This window comes from Halosimplex litoreum (assembly GCF_016065055.1).
In the GTDB taxonomy this organism is placed as follows: Archaea; Halobacteriota; Halobacteria; order Halobacteriales; family Haloarculaceae; genus Halosimplex; species Halosimplex litoreum.
Genome location: NZ_CP065856.1, coordinates 3,381,241 through 3,397,771, shown reverse-complemented (window position 1 = coordinate 3,397,771; position 16,531 = coordinate 3,381,241). Strand labels below are relative to the sequence as shown.

Sequence of the window (16,531 nt, the reverse complement as noted above, 5' to 3'; positions counted from 1 at the left end):
CGTATCAGGCTATGCACGTCAGGCCGCCTCGTAGACTTCCTCGCGGACCCAGTCGTAGCCCTCGTCCTCGAGGGTCTCGGCCAGCTCCGCGCCGCCGGATTTGGCGATCTCGCCGTCGAGCATCACGTGGACGTGGTCCGGCTCCACGTAGTCGAGGATGCGCTGGTAGTGGGTGATCTGCAGGATGCCCGCGCCCTGCTCGTCGCGCAGCGCGTTGATACCCTGGGAGACGTCCTGCAGGCGGTCGATGTCCAGCCCGGAGTCGATCTCGTCGAGCACCGCGACCGACGGCTCGAGGATCGCCGCCTGGAGGACCTCGTTTTGCTTCTTCTCGCCGCCGGAGAAGCCCGCGTTGAGATAGCGGTTCGCGAACTTCTCGTCCATGTCGAGTTGCTCCATCTTTGCCTGGAGGATCTCCTGAAACTCCGCGACGCCGACCTCGCCCTCGTCGGCGGGCCCCTCCATCGGAGAGGTGTCGTAGCCCGCGGCGTCTTCTTTGGTGTCACCGCCCTCGTCGGCTTCGGCTTCATCCTCCTCGTCCTCGTCCTCGAACAGCTCCTCGCGCTCCTCGAGCTTCGCGTTGAGCGCCGTCCGCAGGAAGTTCACCATCGTCACGCCCTCGATCTCGGCGGGGTACTGGAACGCCAGGAAGATACCCAGCGCCGCGCGCTCGTTCGGTTCCAGATCGAGCAGGTCCCACGTCTGCAGATCCGCGGGGACCTCGATGTCCTCGAACTCGTCCTCTTCGATGTGGAAGCGCACTTCGCCGCCAGTGACCTCGTAGGCCGGGTGGCCCGCGATGACCTTCGCCAGTGTGGACTTGCCCGACCCGTTCGGACCCATCAGCGCGTGGATCTCGCCCGACTCGACGTCCAGGTCCACACCCTCGAGGATCTGTTCACCGCCGTCCTCTGCGACCTTCGCCTGCAGGTTGTCTATTTCGAGTACAGCCATATATTTCGGTCATCCTAAATCACGGGGCTATCGCTGATAATAGTTTCGAGTTTCCACGACCGACGTTTGCGATTCGTAAATCGAGTTTAGGGTATTGGAAACTCCGTGGTCGCATCGAACCCGACGGAACTGCACGCATACAGTCGACGAACAGTCCGCGCCAGACGGCAAATGAAGCTTTCTCTCCGGCGATCGTTCGATCGGTATGGCCTCGATCCTCGTCATCTACGGGACTACCACCGGCCAGACCGCGGTGGTCGCGAGACGTATCGACGACGTGCTCGTCGACCGCGGCCACGAGGTGACGACCCGGCACGTCTCGAACCCGCCGGCCGAGTCGGTCGACTCGTTCGACGGCGTGGTGGTCGGCGCTTCGGTGAACAACAACCGACACCAGCGGGCCGTGGTCGAGTTCGTCGCGGAGCATCGCGCGGCGCTGTCGTCGCGGCCGTCGGCCTTCTTCCAGCTATCCTTCGCCGCCGCCGTGCCGTGGGAGTCGGCGCAGTCGGGCTCGCTCCAGTGGGCCGAGGACCTCTTCGCGGACACTGGCTGGCATCCCGACCGTGTCGGGAACTTCGCCGGAGCCATCAACTACACACGGTACAGCCGCCCGGTGCAGTGGTTCTTCGAACTCGCCGCGGCAGTGACGACGGGCGACACCGATACCTCTCGCGACTACGAGTACACCGACTGGGAGGAGGTCGTACGCTTCGCCCGCGAGTTCGGCGACCTCGTCGAAGCACAGCACTCGCTGACGGCACGGGCGACCGAACGGGTGCCGAGAGCCGGCCGGTCCGGCCGCCGGGCCGCGTTCGCGCTCGCAGGACTGGGTCTCGCCGCCGCGCTCTACCGGGCGGTCGACTCGCGACGGAACGCTCCGACCAGGACCCGCGACGAACCCGAACCACGGCCCCGGGAGCGCGCCCGAGGTGTAGACTCCGCTTAGGCGGAGCCCCGCCGATTCGACGCTCGGACGGACGGGCACCCGGCACTCACATGAAACTCTCGAGGCCCGTCTGCTCTTGGCCGCTTTTGACCTCCTCCCAGGAGATGTCGAGCGCTTCGAGAACGCGGGCGATGGGGCCTTTCAGCGTCTTGTCGAGCATCTTGTCCCAGTCGACCTCGAAGGCGTCGGGTACCTGGTCGGCGTACTCGAAGCAGATCACGTCCGGGTCACGCTTGAACTCGCCGTACAGCGGGTCCTCCGCGGGGTCGAGATCCATCTCGGCTTCGATCTCCCGGAAGAACTCGGGGTGGACCTTCTTCAGGTAGACCCGCTTGGGCTTCGACCCGCTCGCGAAGTTGGTGTCCAGCAGGAGGTTGGCGTACTTCGCGCCGCGGACCTGCGCGGTGTCGGTGTCGTAGTTGTCGAGCTTCTTCCCGATACCGCCGGGGATCCCGATGTCGTCGAGGCTGGCCTCGCCGTTCTGGAAGTCCTCGATGACGTCGTGAACGTAGTCTTTCACGTCCTCGAGGTCTTCCCCGTGGACGATCATCTCGATGACCTGCAGCTGGACTTCCTTCGTGATCGGCGCGATGTCCGAGCGCTGGTACTCGAAGCCCGTGATATCGATGTCGTCGACGTCTTTCCCCTCGCTCCAGATGATGTGCCCGGCGTACCGTTTCTTCTTGCCCGCCTGGAAGAAGCGCCGATAGAGCTTCTCGAACTCGATCTGGAAGCGGTGGAGCTCGGCGTTGAGCTCCTCGATCGCGAACTCGTCGTAGCGGTCGTTGATGTGATCCTCTATCTCGAACGAGCGCTCGATAGCCTCCTCTTTCGGCGTCTCTCCGCCGAGTTCGAGCATGACACTGTCAGTATCTCCATATATAACTTCTTTGTCAAGTTCGTTCGCCGCCTGCTCGGTGAAGCTGATGACCTCCCGGTTCGTGGAGGTGACGCCGGCACTCATTTCCCGGTCGTAGAGGCGGAAGCGGTCCCAGCCGAAGACGCCGTAGAGCGACTGGCCGACGAACTGGAACTTCCCGTTGCGGCCCGCCATCAGCGTGTGGTTGTCTTCGACCGTGACGCAGTAGACGCCGTCTTCGGCCTCGCTGCGCGAGCCGCTGCGGTGCATCCGGAGCGTGTTCTTCGCGTTCTCGGTGGCGTAGATCCGCCAGCTGCCGCTGTCTTTCCGGTAATTCGCGGTGAGGCCGAGATGGGCGCACAGACGGAGCACGTCGTCGCGCAGTTCCTCGCTGGCCGTCGAATACCGCCAGGAGTTCTCTTGACGGTCACCGTCGCCGTCGAGCAACACGTCCAGGAACCGTCGCTTCTGTTCGCGTGATGCATCGAACACGAACTCCGGGACCCGCTTGGCGAAGCTGTCGTCACCGCAGGCGTCTTCGAGATACCGACCGAGGAGCCGCGACGTGAACTGGTAGGACTGGTCGTCGACGTAGTAGTCGAAGCCCATCCTGTCGAGCAGATCGCCGATGGCGGCGTGGTGATCGTCTTCGATGGCAGCCGCGCCGCCTTCGCCTCCGTCGGTCGCCACGGGAGCGTCCTGTGCGATCTTGACCGTAGTCGCGGACCCACGAAGGTTGTCGCCGAACTGCTTCTCTTCGGACGTGTAGACGTTCCCCTCGGTGACGAACCAGGCCAGCAGTTCGAGGAAGTCGTCACCGCCGTAGGTTCTCGGGATCCACTTCCTGTTCGCTTCGGCGTGGACGAAGCATCGTTCGGCGACGCTGTCGATGTACTCCCTGTGGGCCTCGAACTCCTCGGCGGAGAAGACGTACCCCTCCTGCCCGACGTCGTTTTTGAGCACTTTGTCGGGGTAGTATCCGATCTCGGCGGCGAACGTGTGGCCGTGGACCTCCGGACGCACCCACACCTCGTAGTCGTCGAGTAGTTCGGTCAAGTCGACCTCGTCGATCCGCTCACCGTCCGGGCCGTCCCAGCCGTGCGGGAGTTCGTAGTTCGTCGCCCGATCGAGGTCGCCGGCCTCGACGAACCGGTAGTCGTCCTGATCCCAGGAGATCCCGTTTCGCTCGTTCTTCCGGACGAGCATCCGGTGGTTCGGCGTCACGCGGAAGTCCGTCTTGCTCGTCTCGACGTCGACGAGTTCGCCCCGGTAGTCGGGATAGGCGTGCGTCTCGACGACCGGCTTGACCTCCATCTCCATCGTCTCCGGGTCCAGCGAGTAGACGGAGTCTCCCACGTCGAGGTCCCGGATGTTGCGGACGCCGTCCGGTGTGAGCACGTCGGTGTCCGGCGTGAAGCAGTTCATGATCACCTTCACCGCGGCCTGCTGCCGGTCGTAGCGTTCGTAGTCCTCAGATCCGGGGGCGTTGTCGTTTCGCAGGGACTTCTTCTCCTCCCGTTCTTCGAGGAGTTCGTCGACCATCTCCCGGATGATGCCGTCCGGTTCCTTCCGGAAGTGGACGCCGCTGGGCGTGTGGTAGGTCTCGCCGCCGTAGGTCTCGGGGTCGACCTTCGTCTCCGGCGAGGCGTTGATGGTCGTCATCGACATCGGGTAGAGCGATTTGAGGTCCAGCACCGAGACGTTCTCGCGGACCCCGGTGATCGGGTCGAAGACGGCGCCGCCCTCGAACTCGTCGGTGGCCTCCTGTTGGCCCTTCGAGGGGAGCGCGAACTCGCCGTAGGCCTTGTGGAGGACGTACATGTCGACGGCGTCGCCGGCGGTGGGGGCGTCCTCGATCTTACAGCCCACGAGCTTGCGCGCCTCGTCCCAGAAGGCGATGATGTCCTGCTTGCGGTCCAGTTCGACGCACAGCTCCACGTCCCGGAGGTTGTACTCCAGCAGGCGCTCGGGGTCGTCCTCCCAGAGGTCGCCGATGTCGCCGGGGTAGCGCTCCTTGCCCACGTCGAGTTCCATCTCGCCGACGGCGTCCAGGCGGTAGGACTCCAGTTCGGTGAACTGCGTGCTCTTGTACGCCCGCAGGAGGTCGAAGACGACCCGGCCCTTGATGTCCGGGCCGTTCCAGTCCGAGCGCCACACCTCGTTTACCCGGGAGAGTCGGTCGATGTCGAGGTCGTAGTCGTGGTTCGGCCCCGCCAGTTCCTCGACGCGGTCGAGGAAATAGGGCGCGTCGAAGTCGGCGAAGTTCCAGCCAGTGAGCAGGTCCGGGTCGGTCTCCTCGATGTACTCGATGAACGCGTCGAGCATCTCCGGTTCGGAGTCGAAGACGCGAACCTCGGCGTCGATATCGGCCTCGATCGGGTCGTACGCCCCCAGCGCGGCGGGCCCGTCGACGCCGTCGGGCGACTCGTAGAGCCAGTTGATGTACTTGTCGTCGTAGGAGTCGTGGGAGGTGAGACAGACGATGGTCTGCTCGCCGTCCTCGGGGAAGCCGTTGCGGTCGTCGACCTCGATGTCGAAGGTGTTGACCCGCGGCGTGGCGTTGTCGTCGACGGCCTCGACCTCCTGATGAGGGACGCGGATGGTGCCGTCGTCGGTGCGCCGTTCGGGCACGCGGACGCCGCTCTCGATGTCCTTGTCGATGAGCAGGCGATTGGGGAAGAGGATGTCCGCCTCGTAGTGCTCGAAGTCGTCGCGGATCTGCCCCACGTCGCGGGGCGTGCGGCCGACGATCTTCGCGAGGCGGTCGCCGCGGATGGACTCGAACGGTTCGCCCTGCTCGTCGGTCTCGCGGTAGTCGACGAGGCCGTCGTACCCCGCGATGCGCTGGTCGTCGACGTTCTCGATGGGCGCGTAGAAGTACGGCTCGAAGTCGTACACCTCGACGTGTTCGAGGGGCGGGTGATCGTCGTCCGGGCCTGGCTCTCGACGGCCGAAGACGTGGACGACTGGGAACTCGTCGTCACCGCTGTACTCGACGGTGTAGTCAACCTGTGTGACGGTCAGCGTGACCGTGCCCTGGGCGTCGGGGAACCGTGCCGAGTCGGCGTCGACGACTGTCGCGACCTCGCCGCCGGTGTCGTTCCCGGCGACGGCCTCGGCCTCGTCGGCGGGCCGATCCGCTCCGGCCCCGAAGTCCCCGAACTCCGTTTGCTCCATGTTGGTCGGGCTTGGCGGGGCCCGACTAAAATAGTCGCGGTATCGGGGATCAGGAGCGAGAGATTCGGGTGCGAGTCGAGGAGTTGTTCTGGCGGACGAGTCGCGGACTGAACTCGAACAGCCGCGACCGCACTCGACGGAGACAGCAGGCGTCGAACGACCTCGACCCGCTCGCGGTCGCTGAGACGGGATATCCGCGCTCCCGACACCGCCCGCTCACGGCAGGGCCGTCTGCTCGCGGGCCACTGGCCCGCTCGCACGGTCCGTGGGAGCTTCGCTCCCACGCTATTCGCTTCGAGGCGCTGCGCGCCTCGCACCGCGCGGATAGTGCCCGCTCAGGCGACTACACAAGCGCGAGCGGGCGGTCGGCTCCGCCGACCGCCACAGTCCGTGGCGGCTACGCCGCCACGCGCGTCTCGCCCGTTCAGTCCACCGGGAGAGCAAGCTCTCCCGACCCCGCGCGAACGCTGTCGCGCGGACACCAGGGACAGCACCGCCACCACACAGCAACCGCAGACGGCCACGAGCCTCCCCAGCTGATTCACTCCTGTCGTCGCTCATCCCTCGCGCGGCTATTTCGAGCGGTCCGCCAAGAGGCGGGCACGCTCGCGGGTCGCTTCGCTCCCCGCTCGCATCGGGGGCTCCTTCCAGTCGCCCTCGCACCGCTCGACAGCACGCGCCGACAGCACCGCCAACCGCATCCGCGATAGCCTTCCGCTGCACCGAACGCGGGAGAGCGCTGGACCGGCCAGTGTTGGTACAGGCAGAAGATACTTGTCACGGTGTACCAAACCCGGGCGTGAAGCCATGACGGACCACGCGACGCGACCCGACGAGGCGGACAGTGCCGAGAGCCAGCCGTCCGTGGACGTGCGAGTCGCACCCGCCGACCCCGAGGGCGTCGCCGCCACAGACGCCTACGAGGTCGACGGCGGCGTGGTCCTCTTCGACACCGACAACCCGCTCGCCTGGGTCGAGTCCGACGACGCCGTCTCGCTCGGGCGGATGGTCTGAAACTCGCTCGACCCTCCGACCCTGACCGAGTGGGAACCCTTTTGCCGGTCAGCGCGCTACTCGCGGCTGTGTCCGAGGACGGTGCGGACGACGAGAGCGGCCTGCTGGGCGACCCCGAGCGCTTCGAGCACTCGCTCGGTCCGGACGTGCCCGAGGTCGACGTCCCGTCCGTCTCGATTCCCGGCGAGGACGACGGCGAGAGCAGTGGCGAGGGGGCCGACGACGGTGAAGTCGACGACGCCGACGCGTTCGACACCGACGTGGACCCCGAGGTGAGCCGGACGTTCTGGCGGCTGGTCGTCGTCTTCGACGTGGCCTTCCTCGCGCTCGCGCTCGGGCCGATGTTCATCTACTTCGAGGGTGACTGGAACGTCGGCGGCCCGCTGGTCGCCCTCGGTGTGGTCTCGTTCCTCTACGGCGTCCGCGAGTACCGCGCGTTCCGTCGCTCCAGAGCGTCCGAATCGCCCGAGGCCGCCGCCGACGGCGGGACCGAGGGCGGAGCCACCGACTCCGAAGCCACCGAGGACTGAGAGCGGCGGACCGGGCCCGACCGCTCGCCGCCGCGACCGGAACCGCTAACCCCGCGAGGTCGCTACGAGCAGCTATGCGAACGGTCCGCGACGACGCCGGTCGCCGCCTGATCCTGCTGAAGGAGTCGAGCGACTCGTCGCTCGTCCGCGACCCCGAGACGGGGGAGCGCCGCCACGTCGCCAACGACGAACTGGAACCGGTCGACGGCGAGTCGCCGCTGGAGACGGCCAGCCGCGCCGTTCCCGAACCGGTCCGGGCCGTGGCGAGCGCCGTCCACGACGACCGCTCGCTCGGGCTCCTGCTCGAGATCGACGCCCGCTCGCCCGTCGACGTGCGGACGCTGACGGGCGCGGTAGACCTCTGCGAGAGCGACCTGCACGGCCTGCTCTCGGAGTACCGGGCCGCCGGGCTGGTGGCCGAGACCGACGCGACCGGCGTCCGCGGCTACGAGACGACCGAGCGAGCGAGCGCCGGGCTGGCCGCGATGCGCGGTCACGGTGCGGGCAGCGAAAGCGCGGACAGCCAGGCGACCGGCGACGACCCGACCACCGGCGAATCCTGACAAAACATTCACGTCAGCGCTCGCGACGGAGGGATATGAACGGGGCGCGACTGCGGACACACCTCGTCGGCGAGCGTCCGAAGCGGACCCCGGTCGCGTTCGCGGTCGGCGTCGCCGCCGCCGTCGCGCTGGAGCTGTTCCTCGCGATACTGGGGGCGGGCGGCGGATTCGCAGTGGTGACCGTCGTCAGCTACGTCATCGGTACCGCGGGACTGACCCGCCTCGTGTTCTGATGGTCCGGGGGTCGCGTACACACTCGGTGTCGGGACCGTGTGGTACGTACTCGGAATCGGGCTTCTGACGCCGCCCGGCGACTCGCTCGCGCGGCCCGCTCGGTAACACGGGTCGCCAGAACCCCGGACCTATCCGAGCGTTGCACCCGGTCCGGCCTCAATCGTCGGCTTCGACGGCCTCGGCGAGCCGGTCCTCCGGACGCTCCCGCCGAACCGACGAGCGGTTCGTCGTCGAGTCCTTCTCGACGCGGACCAGATCGTCGGCGGCGCCGACGAGTTCGTCGTCGTGGGAGACGACGAGGATCTGCTCGACGCCGTACTCGCGCATCGCCTCGACGAGTTCCACGAGCTGGGAGACGTGGCCGGAGTCGAGGAAGACGGTCGGCTCGTCGAGGATGAGCGGCGGCATCGGCGCCGCGCCCTCGATGCCCTCGGCGAGCAGCCGGTAGATCGCACACCGGAGGCTGAGGTTGAAGAGGGCGCGCTCGCCGCCCGATAGCTGTTCGGGGTCGAGCGGCTCGCCGTCCTTCTGGTAGACGGTGAGTTCGTACTCGCCGGAGAGTTCGATCCGGGCGTAGGAATCGTTCTGGTAGACCAGATCGAATATCTCGTTGAGCATCGCCTCCAGGCTCTCGACGTTGCGCTGGCGCAACTCGGCCCGGAGGTCGCCGTACATCCGCTGGAGGCGTTCGGCCTCGTCGTACAGCGAGTCGAGGCGCTCGACGCGCTCGGCGAGGTCCTCGCGGCGCTCACGCAGCGATTCGAGCTCCTCGATCTCCGCCTCGACGCCGCCGATCGCGCTCTGTAGCTCGTCGCGCCGTTCGCGCAGCGATTCGAGCTTGGCGTCGGCCTTCTCGACGTAGTCAGCGGCGTTGTCGCGCTGCTCTCGGGCTTCCTCGACCCGCTCGTCGTCGAACTCCGCCTGCAGGTCCGAGCGCCGGTCGCGTTTCTCCGCGAGCCGTTCGCGGCGCTCGTCGTTGGTCTCCGCCAGTTGCTCGCGCCGGTCGCGCAAGCGCTCGACCGCGTCGGTCGCGTCGGCGATCGCCTCGAGCAGTTCGTCGACGCGCTCCAGGCGCTCGCGGCGCTCGCGGATGCGTCCGCGCTCGCCGTTGATCTCGCCGACCCGATCGCGGGACTCCTGTGCGGCGTCGGCCTGCTCCTCCGCCGCCTCCCGCTTCTCCGCCGCCTCCGAGTCGAGGTCGTCGGCCTCCTCGCGGAGCCGCTCGGCCTGCTCGGTCTTCTCTTCGAGCGTGGCCTCGCGCTGGTCGACGAGCTGCTCGACGTTCGAGCGGTTCGTGCGACACTCCCGGATCTCGGACTCGACCTCGACGAGCCGTTCCGCTTCTTCGATCCGGTCTTCGTGGTCGTCGCGGCGCTCACGGGCGTCTTCGAGGTCGGCCTCGAGGTCGGCCAGACGTTCGCGATCGTCGTCGATCGACTCGACGTGGGGCGAGCCGTCGACGTCCTGGCCGCACTCGGGACACTTGCCCTCCTCCAGCAGCGCTTCGGCCTCCGCGATCCCCTCTCGCTGATTCTTGGCGTCGGCTTCGAGACTGGCGACCCGCTCGCGGACCTCGTTCAGCTCCTCGGCGACTTCCGCACGGAACGACTCGGCCTCGCCGAAGTCGACGGGCGCGTCGTCGAACTCGCTCTCCAAGGACTCGATTCGCTCGGCCAGATCCTCGATCTTCTCGCGACGGTCGGCGAGCGACTCGCGCGTCTCGGCCACGTCCGATTCGAGGTCGGCGGCCTGCTCGCGCTTCGACTCGGCCTGCGATTCGAGGTCGGCGGCCGCCTCGCGAAAATTCTCGGCTTTCGTACTGTGTTCGGACACCGCCGCGGTCACGTCCTGCAGCGTCTCCTGCAGTTCGTCGTCACGCTCGGCGAGGTCCTCGAGCAGCGACTCGACGGTGGCCGGTTCGGGCGGGTCGTCGGCGCTGCCCTCCAGCTCGGTTTCGGGGAGCAGGTCGCCCAGTTCCGCGCGGTGGTCCTCGCGGGTCTCGCGGTGGTCTGATACCTGCTCGGCCAGTTGTTCCCGGTCGCGCTCGGTCTCCGAGATGGCTTCCCGGAGTTCCTCGATATCCGATTCGACGTCGTCGAGTTCCGCGTGTTTCTCCTCGTAGGAGTCGAGGATCTCCGCCGCCCGATCGCGCGTCTCGACGGCTTTCTCGCGCTGGCCTTCGAACCGGTCGATCTCGGCGGTCACCTCCTCCAGTTCGGTCCGGTGGTCGTTGAGCCGCGCGTGGAGGTTCTCGTCTTCTTTGTCCTCGATCTGGTCGTCGAGCTGGGAGAGCGAACCGCGCTTGTCCCGGCGGACGCGGTCGACGCCGACGCGGGCGTCGCTGGCGCGCTCGCGGTACTCCTCCAGCTTGCCGAGCTGGAGCAGCGAGTCGAGCATGTCCTGGCGCTCGCCGGGTGTGGCGTTGATGAGCTTGTTCACTTCGCCCTGGCGGACGTACGCGCAGTTGACGAACGCCTCGGCGTCCATGCGCAACAGCTCCTCGACGTGCGCCCGTACGTCCCGAGCCCCCTCGATGGTCACGTCCGGGCCTTCGAGGACGCACTTGGCGGTCTGGGCCTGCTCGCCGGTCGCGCGCACGCGACGCCCGACGTGATACGAGTCGCCGTCGTGTGTGAACCACAGCTCTACCTCGGCGTCGTCCGCCCCGATAGTGACGACCTCGTCGAGGGTGTTGTCCAGCGCCTTCGAGCCGTAGAGGGCGAAAAAACAGGCCTCGAGCAACGAGGACTTGCCGCTGCCGTTGAGGCCGTGGATGACCGTCACCCCGCGGTCCAGCCGCACGTCCGCGTCGTCGTAACACTTGAAGTTCGAGAGTCTGACGCGCTCGAACCTCACTGGAACTCACCCCAGGTCGCCTGGCCGTCGCCGTCCTCCGCGGGGCTCTCCCCGTCGGCTCCGTCCTCGCCTTCGCTCTCGGGAGGTGCGTCGGCCCCGCCGTCGGCCGCAGCGCCTGCGGTGACGGCTCCGTCGCCGGGTTCGGCGGCTTCGGCTTCGCCGTCGGATTCAGTGGTTTCGTGCCCGTTGGCGCCGGCGTCGGTGGGTTCCGATTCGTCGCTGTCGCCCGCTAGATCGACCGCTTCGAACGCCGCGAGGTCGCCGTCCTCGACGAGGTCGGCGACCCGGTCTTCGACCACGTCGTCGACGTTCGAGTCGGCGACCTTGCTGGCCCGGACCGTCTCGTCGATCGAGCGGGCCGCGTCGCTGAGACCCAGCTCGCGGACCCGCTCGCGGACGGCGTCGTCGGGGTCGGCGAAAGAGATCTCCCGCTCGCCCTCCTCGGCCGTCTCCCGACGGTCGGTGACGCGGGCGACCAGCGCCCCGTGGTCGAGCGCGAACTCCTCCACGGCCGCGGGTGTGACCGGTTCGCCCTCGCCGTCGACGGTGACGACGACGACCGCGTCGTCGAGGTCGTACTCGCCGACGCGCTTGCGGACGCGGTCGACGCCCTCGCCCTCGCCGAGTTCGAGGTCGACGAAGACGAACTCGCGGGTGTCGAGGCCGCGTCGACGCACGTCCACGTCGCCGTCGAAGGCGACGACGTTGTACCCCCGTTCGTCGCGTTCGCTGGCGCTGGTGCGCTCGGTCGACCCGCAGTAGGTGACCCAGGTGTCGTCGACCTGCGCGGTCTCGGGGTGGTGGTTGTCCCCCAGCAGGAGCGCGTCGAACTCGATATCGGTCGTCGCGAAGATCTCCGCCGGGTCCCACTCGCCGAAGTCGAACGGCTCGAACAGGCCGTGGGTGACCAGGGCGGCGTGGTCGGCGTCGTGTGGTTCGAGGTCGAGTTCGAAGCCCTCGCGCTTCGAGCGCGGGACGAAATCCAGCCCGTAGAACGCCGTCGAACCCACCTCGACGGGCTCGGGGCCGAGTCGGGTGGCGAGCCCGAGCGACTCGAACAGATCGAGCCACTGGCCCTCGCGTTTGGCCTCGTGGTTGCCGACGACGGCGAGGAAGGGCACGCCGGCGTCGTCGAGCGTCCGCAGGACCGAGAGGGCTCCCATGATGTCGTCCAGGGTCGGCCGCCGGTCGTGGAACAGGTCGCCGGCGTGGACGACCGCGGCGACGTCTTCGGCCACGGCGTCGTCGGCCACCTGCCGGAACGCGTTCAGATAGTCCCGCTTGCGCTCCGGTCGGTGATACTGCCGGTAGCCGAGGTGAGTGTCCCCCGTGTGTATCACACGCGTCATCTACGACAGCGTACGAAACCCCGACCTAAAGAGGTGTCGCGAGCGCGGTGAAAGTGCTCCCGGCGGGTACGGTCGACCTACTCCCGGAGTACGGCGAATTAGAAACCTGCGGACGGCGAGAAGGTGAGGGCTGCGGGCCGGCCGAGGGTCGGGCCTATTCGATATCGAGCGTGTAGATGCGCTTGCGGGCGTCGGCGAAGGAGAAGCGCGAACTGACCACGTCGACGTCTTCGAGCCGGTTCAGGGCGTAGCGGACGGTCCGTGGCGGCAGCAGCGTCTCCTCGGCGAGCTGGCTCTGGGTCAGCGCGTCGTTGTACTCCAGGGTCTTGGCCACGAGTTTGGCGCTGGGCGGCAGGTCGCGAACGGCGTCCCAGCCCTCTCCGGCCGCCGATTCCGCTTCCGTAGTTTCGGACGTGCTCATCGTGTCTCCCGCTTCTGGATACAGACTAATAATATTTCCCGTTTCGAATAATTACCTCCGTGAATCTATCGGCAAGAACCGCGTCGCCCACACCGTGCCGGTCGAGGTCTTAGATATCTACGGTAACATATCACACAGTCGTACCGGAAGAATCGGCAGACGGCGTCGGACGTTCCGGAGACGTCTCCGATCGGCAAGTGACCCGTCGGACCCGAAACCTCTTATTATCCCATCCGCTAGCAGGGGTGTAATGACCGACACCGTGGACGAGGTGGACCTGCCGTACGACGACGACGCCTCCCAACAGGACAAAATCGAGGCACTGGAGGAGCGCCTCGAGGTGCTCGAATCACAGAACGAGGAGATGCGGGACAAGCTGCTGGACGCCAACGCGGAGAACAACAAGTACCAGCAGAAATTAGAGCGGCTCACCCACGAGAACAAGAAGCTCAAGCAGTCGCCGCTGTTCGTCGCCACGGTGCAGGAGCTGACCGACGACGGCGTCATCATCAAACAGCACGGCAACAACCAGGAGGCCATCACCGAGGTCACCGACGAGATGCGCGACGACCTCGAACCCGACTCGAGAGTCGCGGTCAACAACTCCCTCTCGATCGTCAAGAGTCTCGAAGACGAGACCGACGTGCGCGCTCGCGTTATGGAGGTCGAGCAGTCGCCGGACGTGACCTATCAGGACATCGGTGGTATCGAGGACCAGCTCGAAGAGGTCCGCGAGACCGTCGAGATGCCGCTGAAGAACCCCGATATGTTCGAGGAGGTCGGCATCGAGCCGCCGAGCGGCGTCCTCCTGCACGGCCCGCCCGGCACCGGCAAGACGATGCTCGCCAAGGCCGTCGCCAACCAGACCGACGCCACCTTCATCAAGATGGCCGGCTCCGAGCTCGTCCACAAGTTCATCGGCGAGGGCGCCAAGCTCGTTCGCGACCTGTTCGAACTCGCCCGTCAGCACGAGCCGTCGGTCCTGTTCATCGACGAGATCGACGCCATCGCAGCCAAGCGGACGGACTCGAAGACCTCCGGCGACGCCGAGGTCCAGCGGACGATGATGCAGCTGCTCTCGGAGATGGACGGCTTCGAGGAGCGCGGGGAGATCCGCATCATCGCCGCCACCAACCGCTTCGACATGCTCGACCGCGCCATCCTCCGCCCTGGTCGCTTCGACCGCCTGATCGAAGTGCCCAAACCGGACGTCGCGGGCCGCGAGCAGATCTTCAAGATCCACACCCGCTCGATGAACCTCGACGAGGAGCTGGACTTCACGGAGCTGGCCGACATGACCGGCGAGGCCTCCGGCGCCGACGTGAAGGCCGTCTGCACCGAGGCCGGGATGTTCGCCATCCGCGACGACCGCACCGAGGTCCGCATGCAGGACTTCCTCGACGCCTGGGACAAGATCCAGGCCGAGGAGGAAGACGAGGACGTCTCGCGCACCTTCGCCTGAGACGACCGCCACCGCGTCCACCTTCTCCCCCGTTCCGGTCGACGAGTCGGCGCCGACCGGGACCGACGCTCGTTCCCGTCAGCGACGCCCGTGGTCGTCGTCGACTCTCGGCAGCGCGATCTCGACCACGTTCCCGCGCGGGTCGGTCTCCCGGAAGGAGAGTTCGCCGCCCAGCGAGTTGACGCACCACTGCATCACCCAGAGGCCGACACCGGTGCCGTGGTAGGTGCTGCTGGCCGCGACGGTCCCGTCGAGCACGTCGGTCTCCACGTCGGGGATCGGTGGCCCGTCGTCGACGATCCGGATCACACACTGACCGTGGTCGTCCGCGGTCACGCTCACCTCGACCGTCGGCGCGTCGCGGTCGTTGTGCTCGAGCGCGTTCTCGACGGCGTGTTCGAGCGCGTACCGCAACCCGTCGTCGGCCATGAGCCAGGCGTTCTCGTCGATAGCGAGAGAGAGGTCCGCATCGGAGTAGGCCTCGCGTGCAGCCTGGACGACGGGCCCGACGACCGCGCGGACGTTCGTCGGCTCCCGCTCGGTCGCGTCGGGTTCGGCCATCTCCTCGATCTGGGAGACCGAATCGCTGAGCCCGCCGACCTCGTCGGCGACCGACTCGATCGCCTCGACCTCGGCGGCCAATCGTTCGTCGTCGATCGCCTGCCGGAGGTGACCGGCCCGACCCTGCACGAGGTTCATCCTGTTGCGGAGGTTGTGGCGGACGATCCGAGAGAGCAGTCGCAACCGCCGCTCGCGGGTTCGGTACTCCGTGATATCGTCGACTTCCGCCAGGACGCACGTCCGACCGTCGATCGTCGTCGGACTGAGCCGCACGCGGACCCAGAGCAGCTCACCCGTCGCCCGTTCGACCTGCCACTCGAAGGACTGGCGCTCCCCCTCGGCGGCCGCCCGGATCCGCTCGGTGGCCTCCGCCTGCGTGTACTTCGTCGACGGCGCCGTGTACTCCCCCACGGTCATCTCACGGAGCTCCGCCGTCGAGTAGCCATACAGTCGCTCCAGACTCTCGTTCGCGTCCAGAACCCCACCGCTCTCGGCGTCGTGGAGGGCGACCCCGACGTCCAAGTCGTCGAACGCCGACGGCAGCGTTACTGCCCGGAGCACACTCATTACCCGATCGTTTTGACTCCAGTCGGTTACCGAGCAGGCCTAAAGAATTTGGCTCGTGGTTGCGATCGCGGGACAGCGACGGGATCGATCGGGAGATCTACACTCGATCCCGACCGAACGACTAAGTCCGCGGGCGCCGTTCTCCGACCGTGAACGCGCTCGACCGCTTCGACGGCCCCGCGTGGGTCGCGGCCGCGGCGACACTGGCGAGTTACGGCCTCGTCCTCGCGGTGCTGTTCGCGCTGCTGTTCGTCGTCCCGTTCTTCGCGTTCTCGGGACCGCTCTGAGTCGGGCGTCCCTTTTCGGTGCTGGGTCCCCGACGATGGGTCATGATCGAAGTCAGCGAATCGACGGTGGTCGACGCGCCGGTCGACGTCGTGTTCGCGTTCATGGACGACCCGCACAACCACGTGACGGTGACGCCGAGCCTCGCCGAGGCCCGGAACGTCGAGTCGCTGGCCAACGGTGGCAAACGTCTCGACTACACGTTTCGGATGGCCGGAGTCGCGCTCGACGGGGAACTCGTCGAGACGACCCACGAACCGGACGAGCGGATCGTCTTGGAGATGCGCGGTCAGCTGACCGGCGAGATCGACCTCGCGTTCGAGTCCCTCGAGGGTCGGACCCGGCTCACGTACACCGGTCGGTACGAGGTGCCCGGACGAGTGCTGTCGGCCGTCGCCGCGCCGTTCGTCCGGCGGTACAACGAGCGAGAGCTGCGGACGACGTTGGCGAACGTGAAGACCCGCGTCGAGACCGGGACCTGAGACGGGCCGTGGTCACTCCACGATGTCGGCTATCCGGCGGGCTTCGCCCGACGGCGCGGCGTCTTTCTCCACCAGTCTGAGCACCTCGTGGTCGGTGACCTCCGGGTAGGGTTTCTCCGTAGCGTCCTCGATGAGCGACTTCTCCAGGCGGAAGTCGTGACCCTCGTACACCACGTCGACTCCCTGCTCGTCGAAGGAAAGTACCGTCATGTCCACTCGTATACCGCCGCCGGATAAATATCTGGAGATCCGCGCGCCGCGCTGCGCCACG

Annotated in this window: 15 protein-coding genes; 8 read left to right on the top strand and 7 right to left on the bottom strand. The window is 67.0% G+C overall.

Annotated elements, in window-relative coordinates:
- Nucleotides 1–18: 18 nt before the first annotated feature.
- Complete coding sequence (locus I7X12_RS16910; protein WP_198061205.1) at nucleotides 19–954, bottom strand: ABC transporter ATP-binding protein; 936 nt, start codon at nucleotides 952–954, stop codon at nucleotides 19–21.
- Between the two features lie 205 nt (nucleotides 955–1,159).
- Between I7X12_RS16910 and I7X12_RS16905 the strand changes: the two genes are divergently transcribed.
- Nucleotides 1,160–1,900 carry a flavodoxin domain-containing protein gene (locus I7X12_RS16905; protein ID WP_198061204.1) on the top strand — a complete coding sequence of 247 codons (741 nt, stop codon included), beginning with the start codon at nucleotides 1,160–1,162 and terminating at the stop codon, nucleotides 1,898–1,900.
- A gap of 46 nt (nucleotides 1,901–1,946) precedes the next feature.
- On the opposite strand, the gene I7X12_RS16900 is transcribed toward I7X12_RS16905, so the two are convergent.
- Nucleotides 1,947–5,936: a DNA polymerase domain-containing protein gene (locus I7X12_RS16900; protein WP_198061203.1), complete on the bottom strand. Its 3,990-nt coding sequence runs from the start codon at nucleotides 5,934–5,936 to the stop codon at nucleotides 1,947–1,949.
- An 807-nt stretch (nucleotides 5,937–6,743) separates the two neighbouring features.
- On the opposite strand from I7X12_RS16900, the gene I7X12_RS16895 reads away from it, so the two are divergent.
- The 4 genes from I7X12_RS16895 to I7X12_RS16880 all read left to right on the top strand — a co-directional run bounded on the left by I7X12_RS16895 (nucleotide 6,744) and on the right by I7X12_RS16880 (nucleotide 8,276).
- Nucleotides 6,744–6,950 carry a DUF7331 family protein gene (locus tag I7X12_RS16895; RefSeq protein WP_198063944.1) on the top strand — a complete coding sequence of 69 codons (207 nt, stop codon included), beginning with the start codon at nucleotides 6,744–6,746 and terminating at the stop codon, nucleotides 6,948–6,950.
- 68 nt (nucleotides 6,951–7,018) lie between these two features.
- A complete protein-coding gene (locus I7X12_RS16890; RefSeq protein ID WP_198061202.1) occupies nucleotides 7,019–7,480 on the top strand; it encodes a DUF7322 domain-containing protein in 462 nt (153 codons plus the stop codon).
- 74 nt (nucleotides 7,481–7,554) lie between these two features.
- Nucleotides 7,555–8,043, top strand: a complete 489-nt coding sequence (locus tag I7X12_RS16885) for a DUF7346 family protein (RefSeq protein ID WP_232342891.1) — start codon at nucleotides 7,555–7,557, stop codon at nucleotides 8,041–8,043.
- A gap of 35 nt (nucleotides 8,044–8,078) precedes the next feature.
- Nucleotides 8,079–8,276 carry a hypothetical protein gene (locus I7X12_RS16880; RefSeq protein WP_198061201.1) on the top strand — a complete coding sequence of 66 codons (198 nt, stop codon included), beginning with the start codon at nucleotides 8,079–8,081 and terminating at the stop codon, nucleotides 8,274–8,276.
- A gap of 157 nt (nucleotides 8,277–8,433) precedes the next feature.
- On the opposite strand, the gene rad50 is transcribed toward I7X12_RS16880, so the two are convergent.
- From rad50 to I7X12_RS16865, 3 genes are all read right to left on the bottom strand, one after another.
- Nucleotides 8,434–11,133 carry a DNA double-strand break repair ATPase Rad50 gene (gene rad50 / locus I7X12_RS16875; RefSeq protein WP_198061200.1) on the bottom strand — a complete coding sequence of 900 codons (2,700 nt, stop codon included), beginning with the start codon at nucleotides 11,131–11,133 and terminating at the stop codon, nucleotides 8,434–8,436.
- Nucleotides 11,130–12,482, bottom strand: coding sequence for a DNA double-strand break repair protein Mre11 (gene mre11, locus I7X12_RS16870; RefSeq protein ID WP_198061199.1), 1,353 nt, complete (start codon nucleotides 12,480–12,482; stop codon nucleotides 11,130–11,132). The genes rad50 and mre11 overlap by 4 nt, the downstream gene beginning before the upstream one ends.
- A 154-nt stretch (nucleotides 12,483–12,636) precedes the next feature.
- Entirely contained in the window at nucleotides 12,637–12,903 is a 267-nt protein-coding gene (locus tag I7X12_RS16865; protein ID WP_198061198.1) for a MarR family transcriptional regulator, read from the bottom strand.
- Nucleotides 12,904–13,153: 250 nt separating this feature from the next.
- Between I7X12_RS16865 and pan1 the strand changes: the two genes are divergently transcribed.
- A complete protein-coding gene (gene pan1 / locus I7X12_RS16860) occupies nucleotides 13,154–14,365 on the top strand; it encodes a proteasome-activating nucleotidase Pan1 (RefSeq protein WP_198061197.1) in 1,212 nt (403 codons plus the stop codon).
- A gap of 78 nt (nucleotides 14,366–14,443) precedes the next feature.
- Here the strand turns inward: pan1 and I7X12_RS16855 are convergent, their stop codons facing one another.
- On the bottom strand, nucleotides 14,444–15,493 hold the full coding sequence (locus tag I7X12_RS16855) for a sensor histidine kinase (protein ID WP_198061196.1): 1,050 nt from the start codon (nucleotides 15,491–15,493) through the stop codon (nucleotides 14,444–14,446).
- 149 nt (nucleotides 15,494–15,642) lie between these two features.
- On the opposite strand from I7X12_RS16855, the gene I7X12_RS16850 reads away from it, so the two are divergent.
- Together I7X12_RS16850 and I7X12_RS16845 are read left to right on the top strand one after the other, a co-directional pair.
- Nucleotides 15,643–15,780, top strand: a complete 138-nt coding sequence (locus I7X12_RS16850; RefSeq protein ID WP_198061195.1) for a hypothetical protein — start codon at nucleotides 15,643–15,645, stop codon at nucleotides 15,778–15,780.
- 42 nt (nucleotides 15,781–15,822) lie between these two features.
- Nucleotides 15,823–16,260 (top strand): SRPBCC family protein, encoded by a 438-nt coding sequence (locus I7X12_RS16845; protein ID WP_198061194.1) that lies wholly within the window; start codon nucleotides 15,823–15,825, stop codon nucleotides 16,258–16,260.
- 12 nt (nucleotides 16,261–16,272) lie between these two features.
- Here I7X12_RS16845 and I7X12_RS16840 read toward each other — a convergent pair whose 3' ends face one another.
- Nucleotides 16,273–16,470, bottom strand: coding sequence for a DUF5800 family protein (locus I7X12_RS16840; protein ID WP_198061193.1), 198 nt, complete (start codon nucleotides 16,468–16,470; stop codon nucleotides 16,273–16,275).
- Nucleotides 16,471–16,531: the final 61 nt, after the last annotated feature.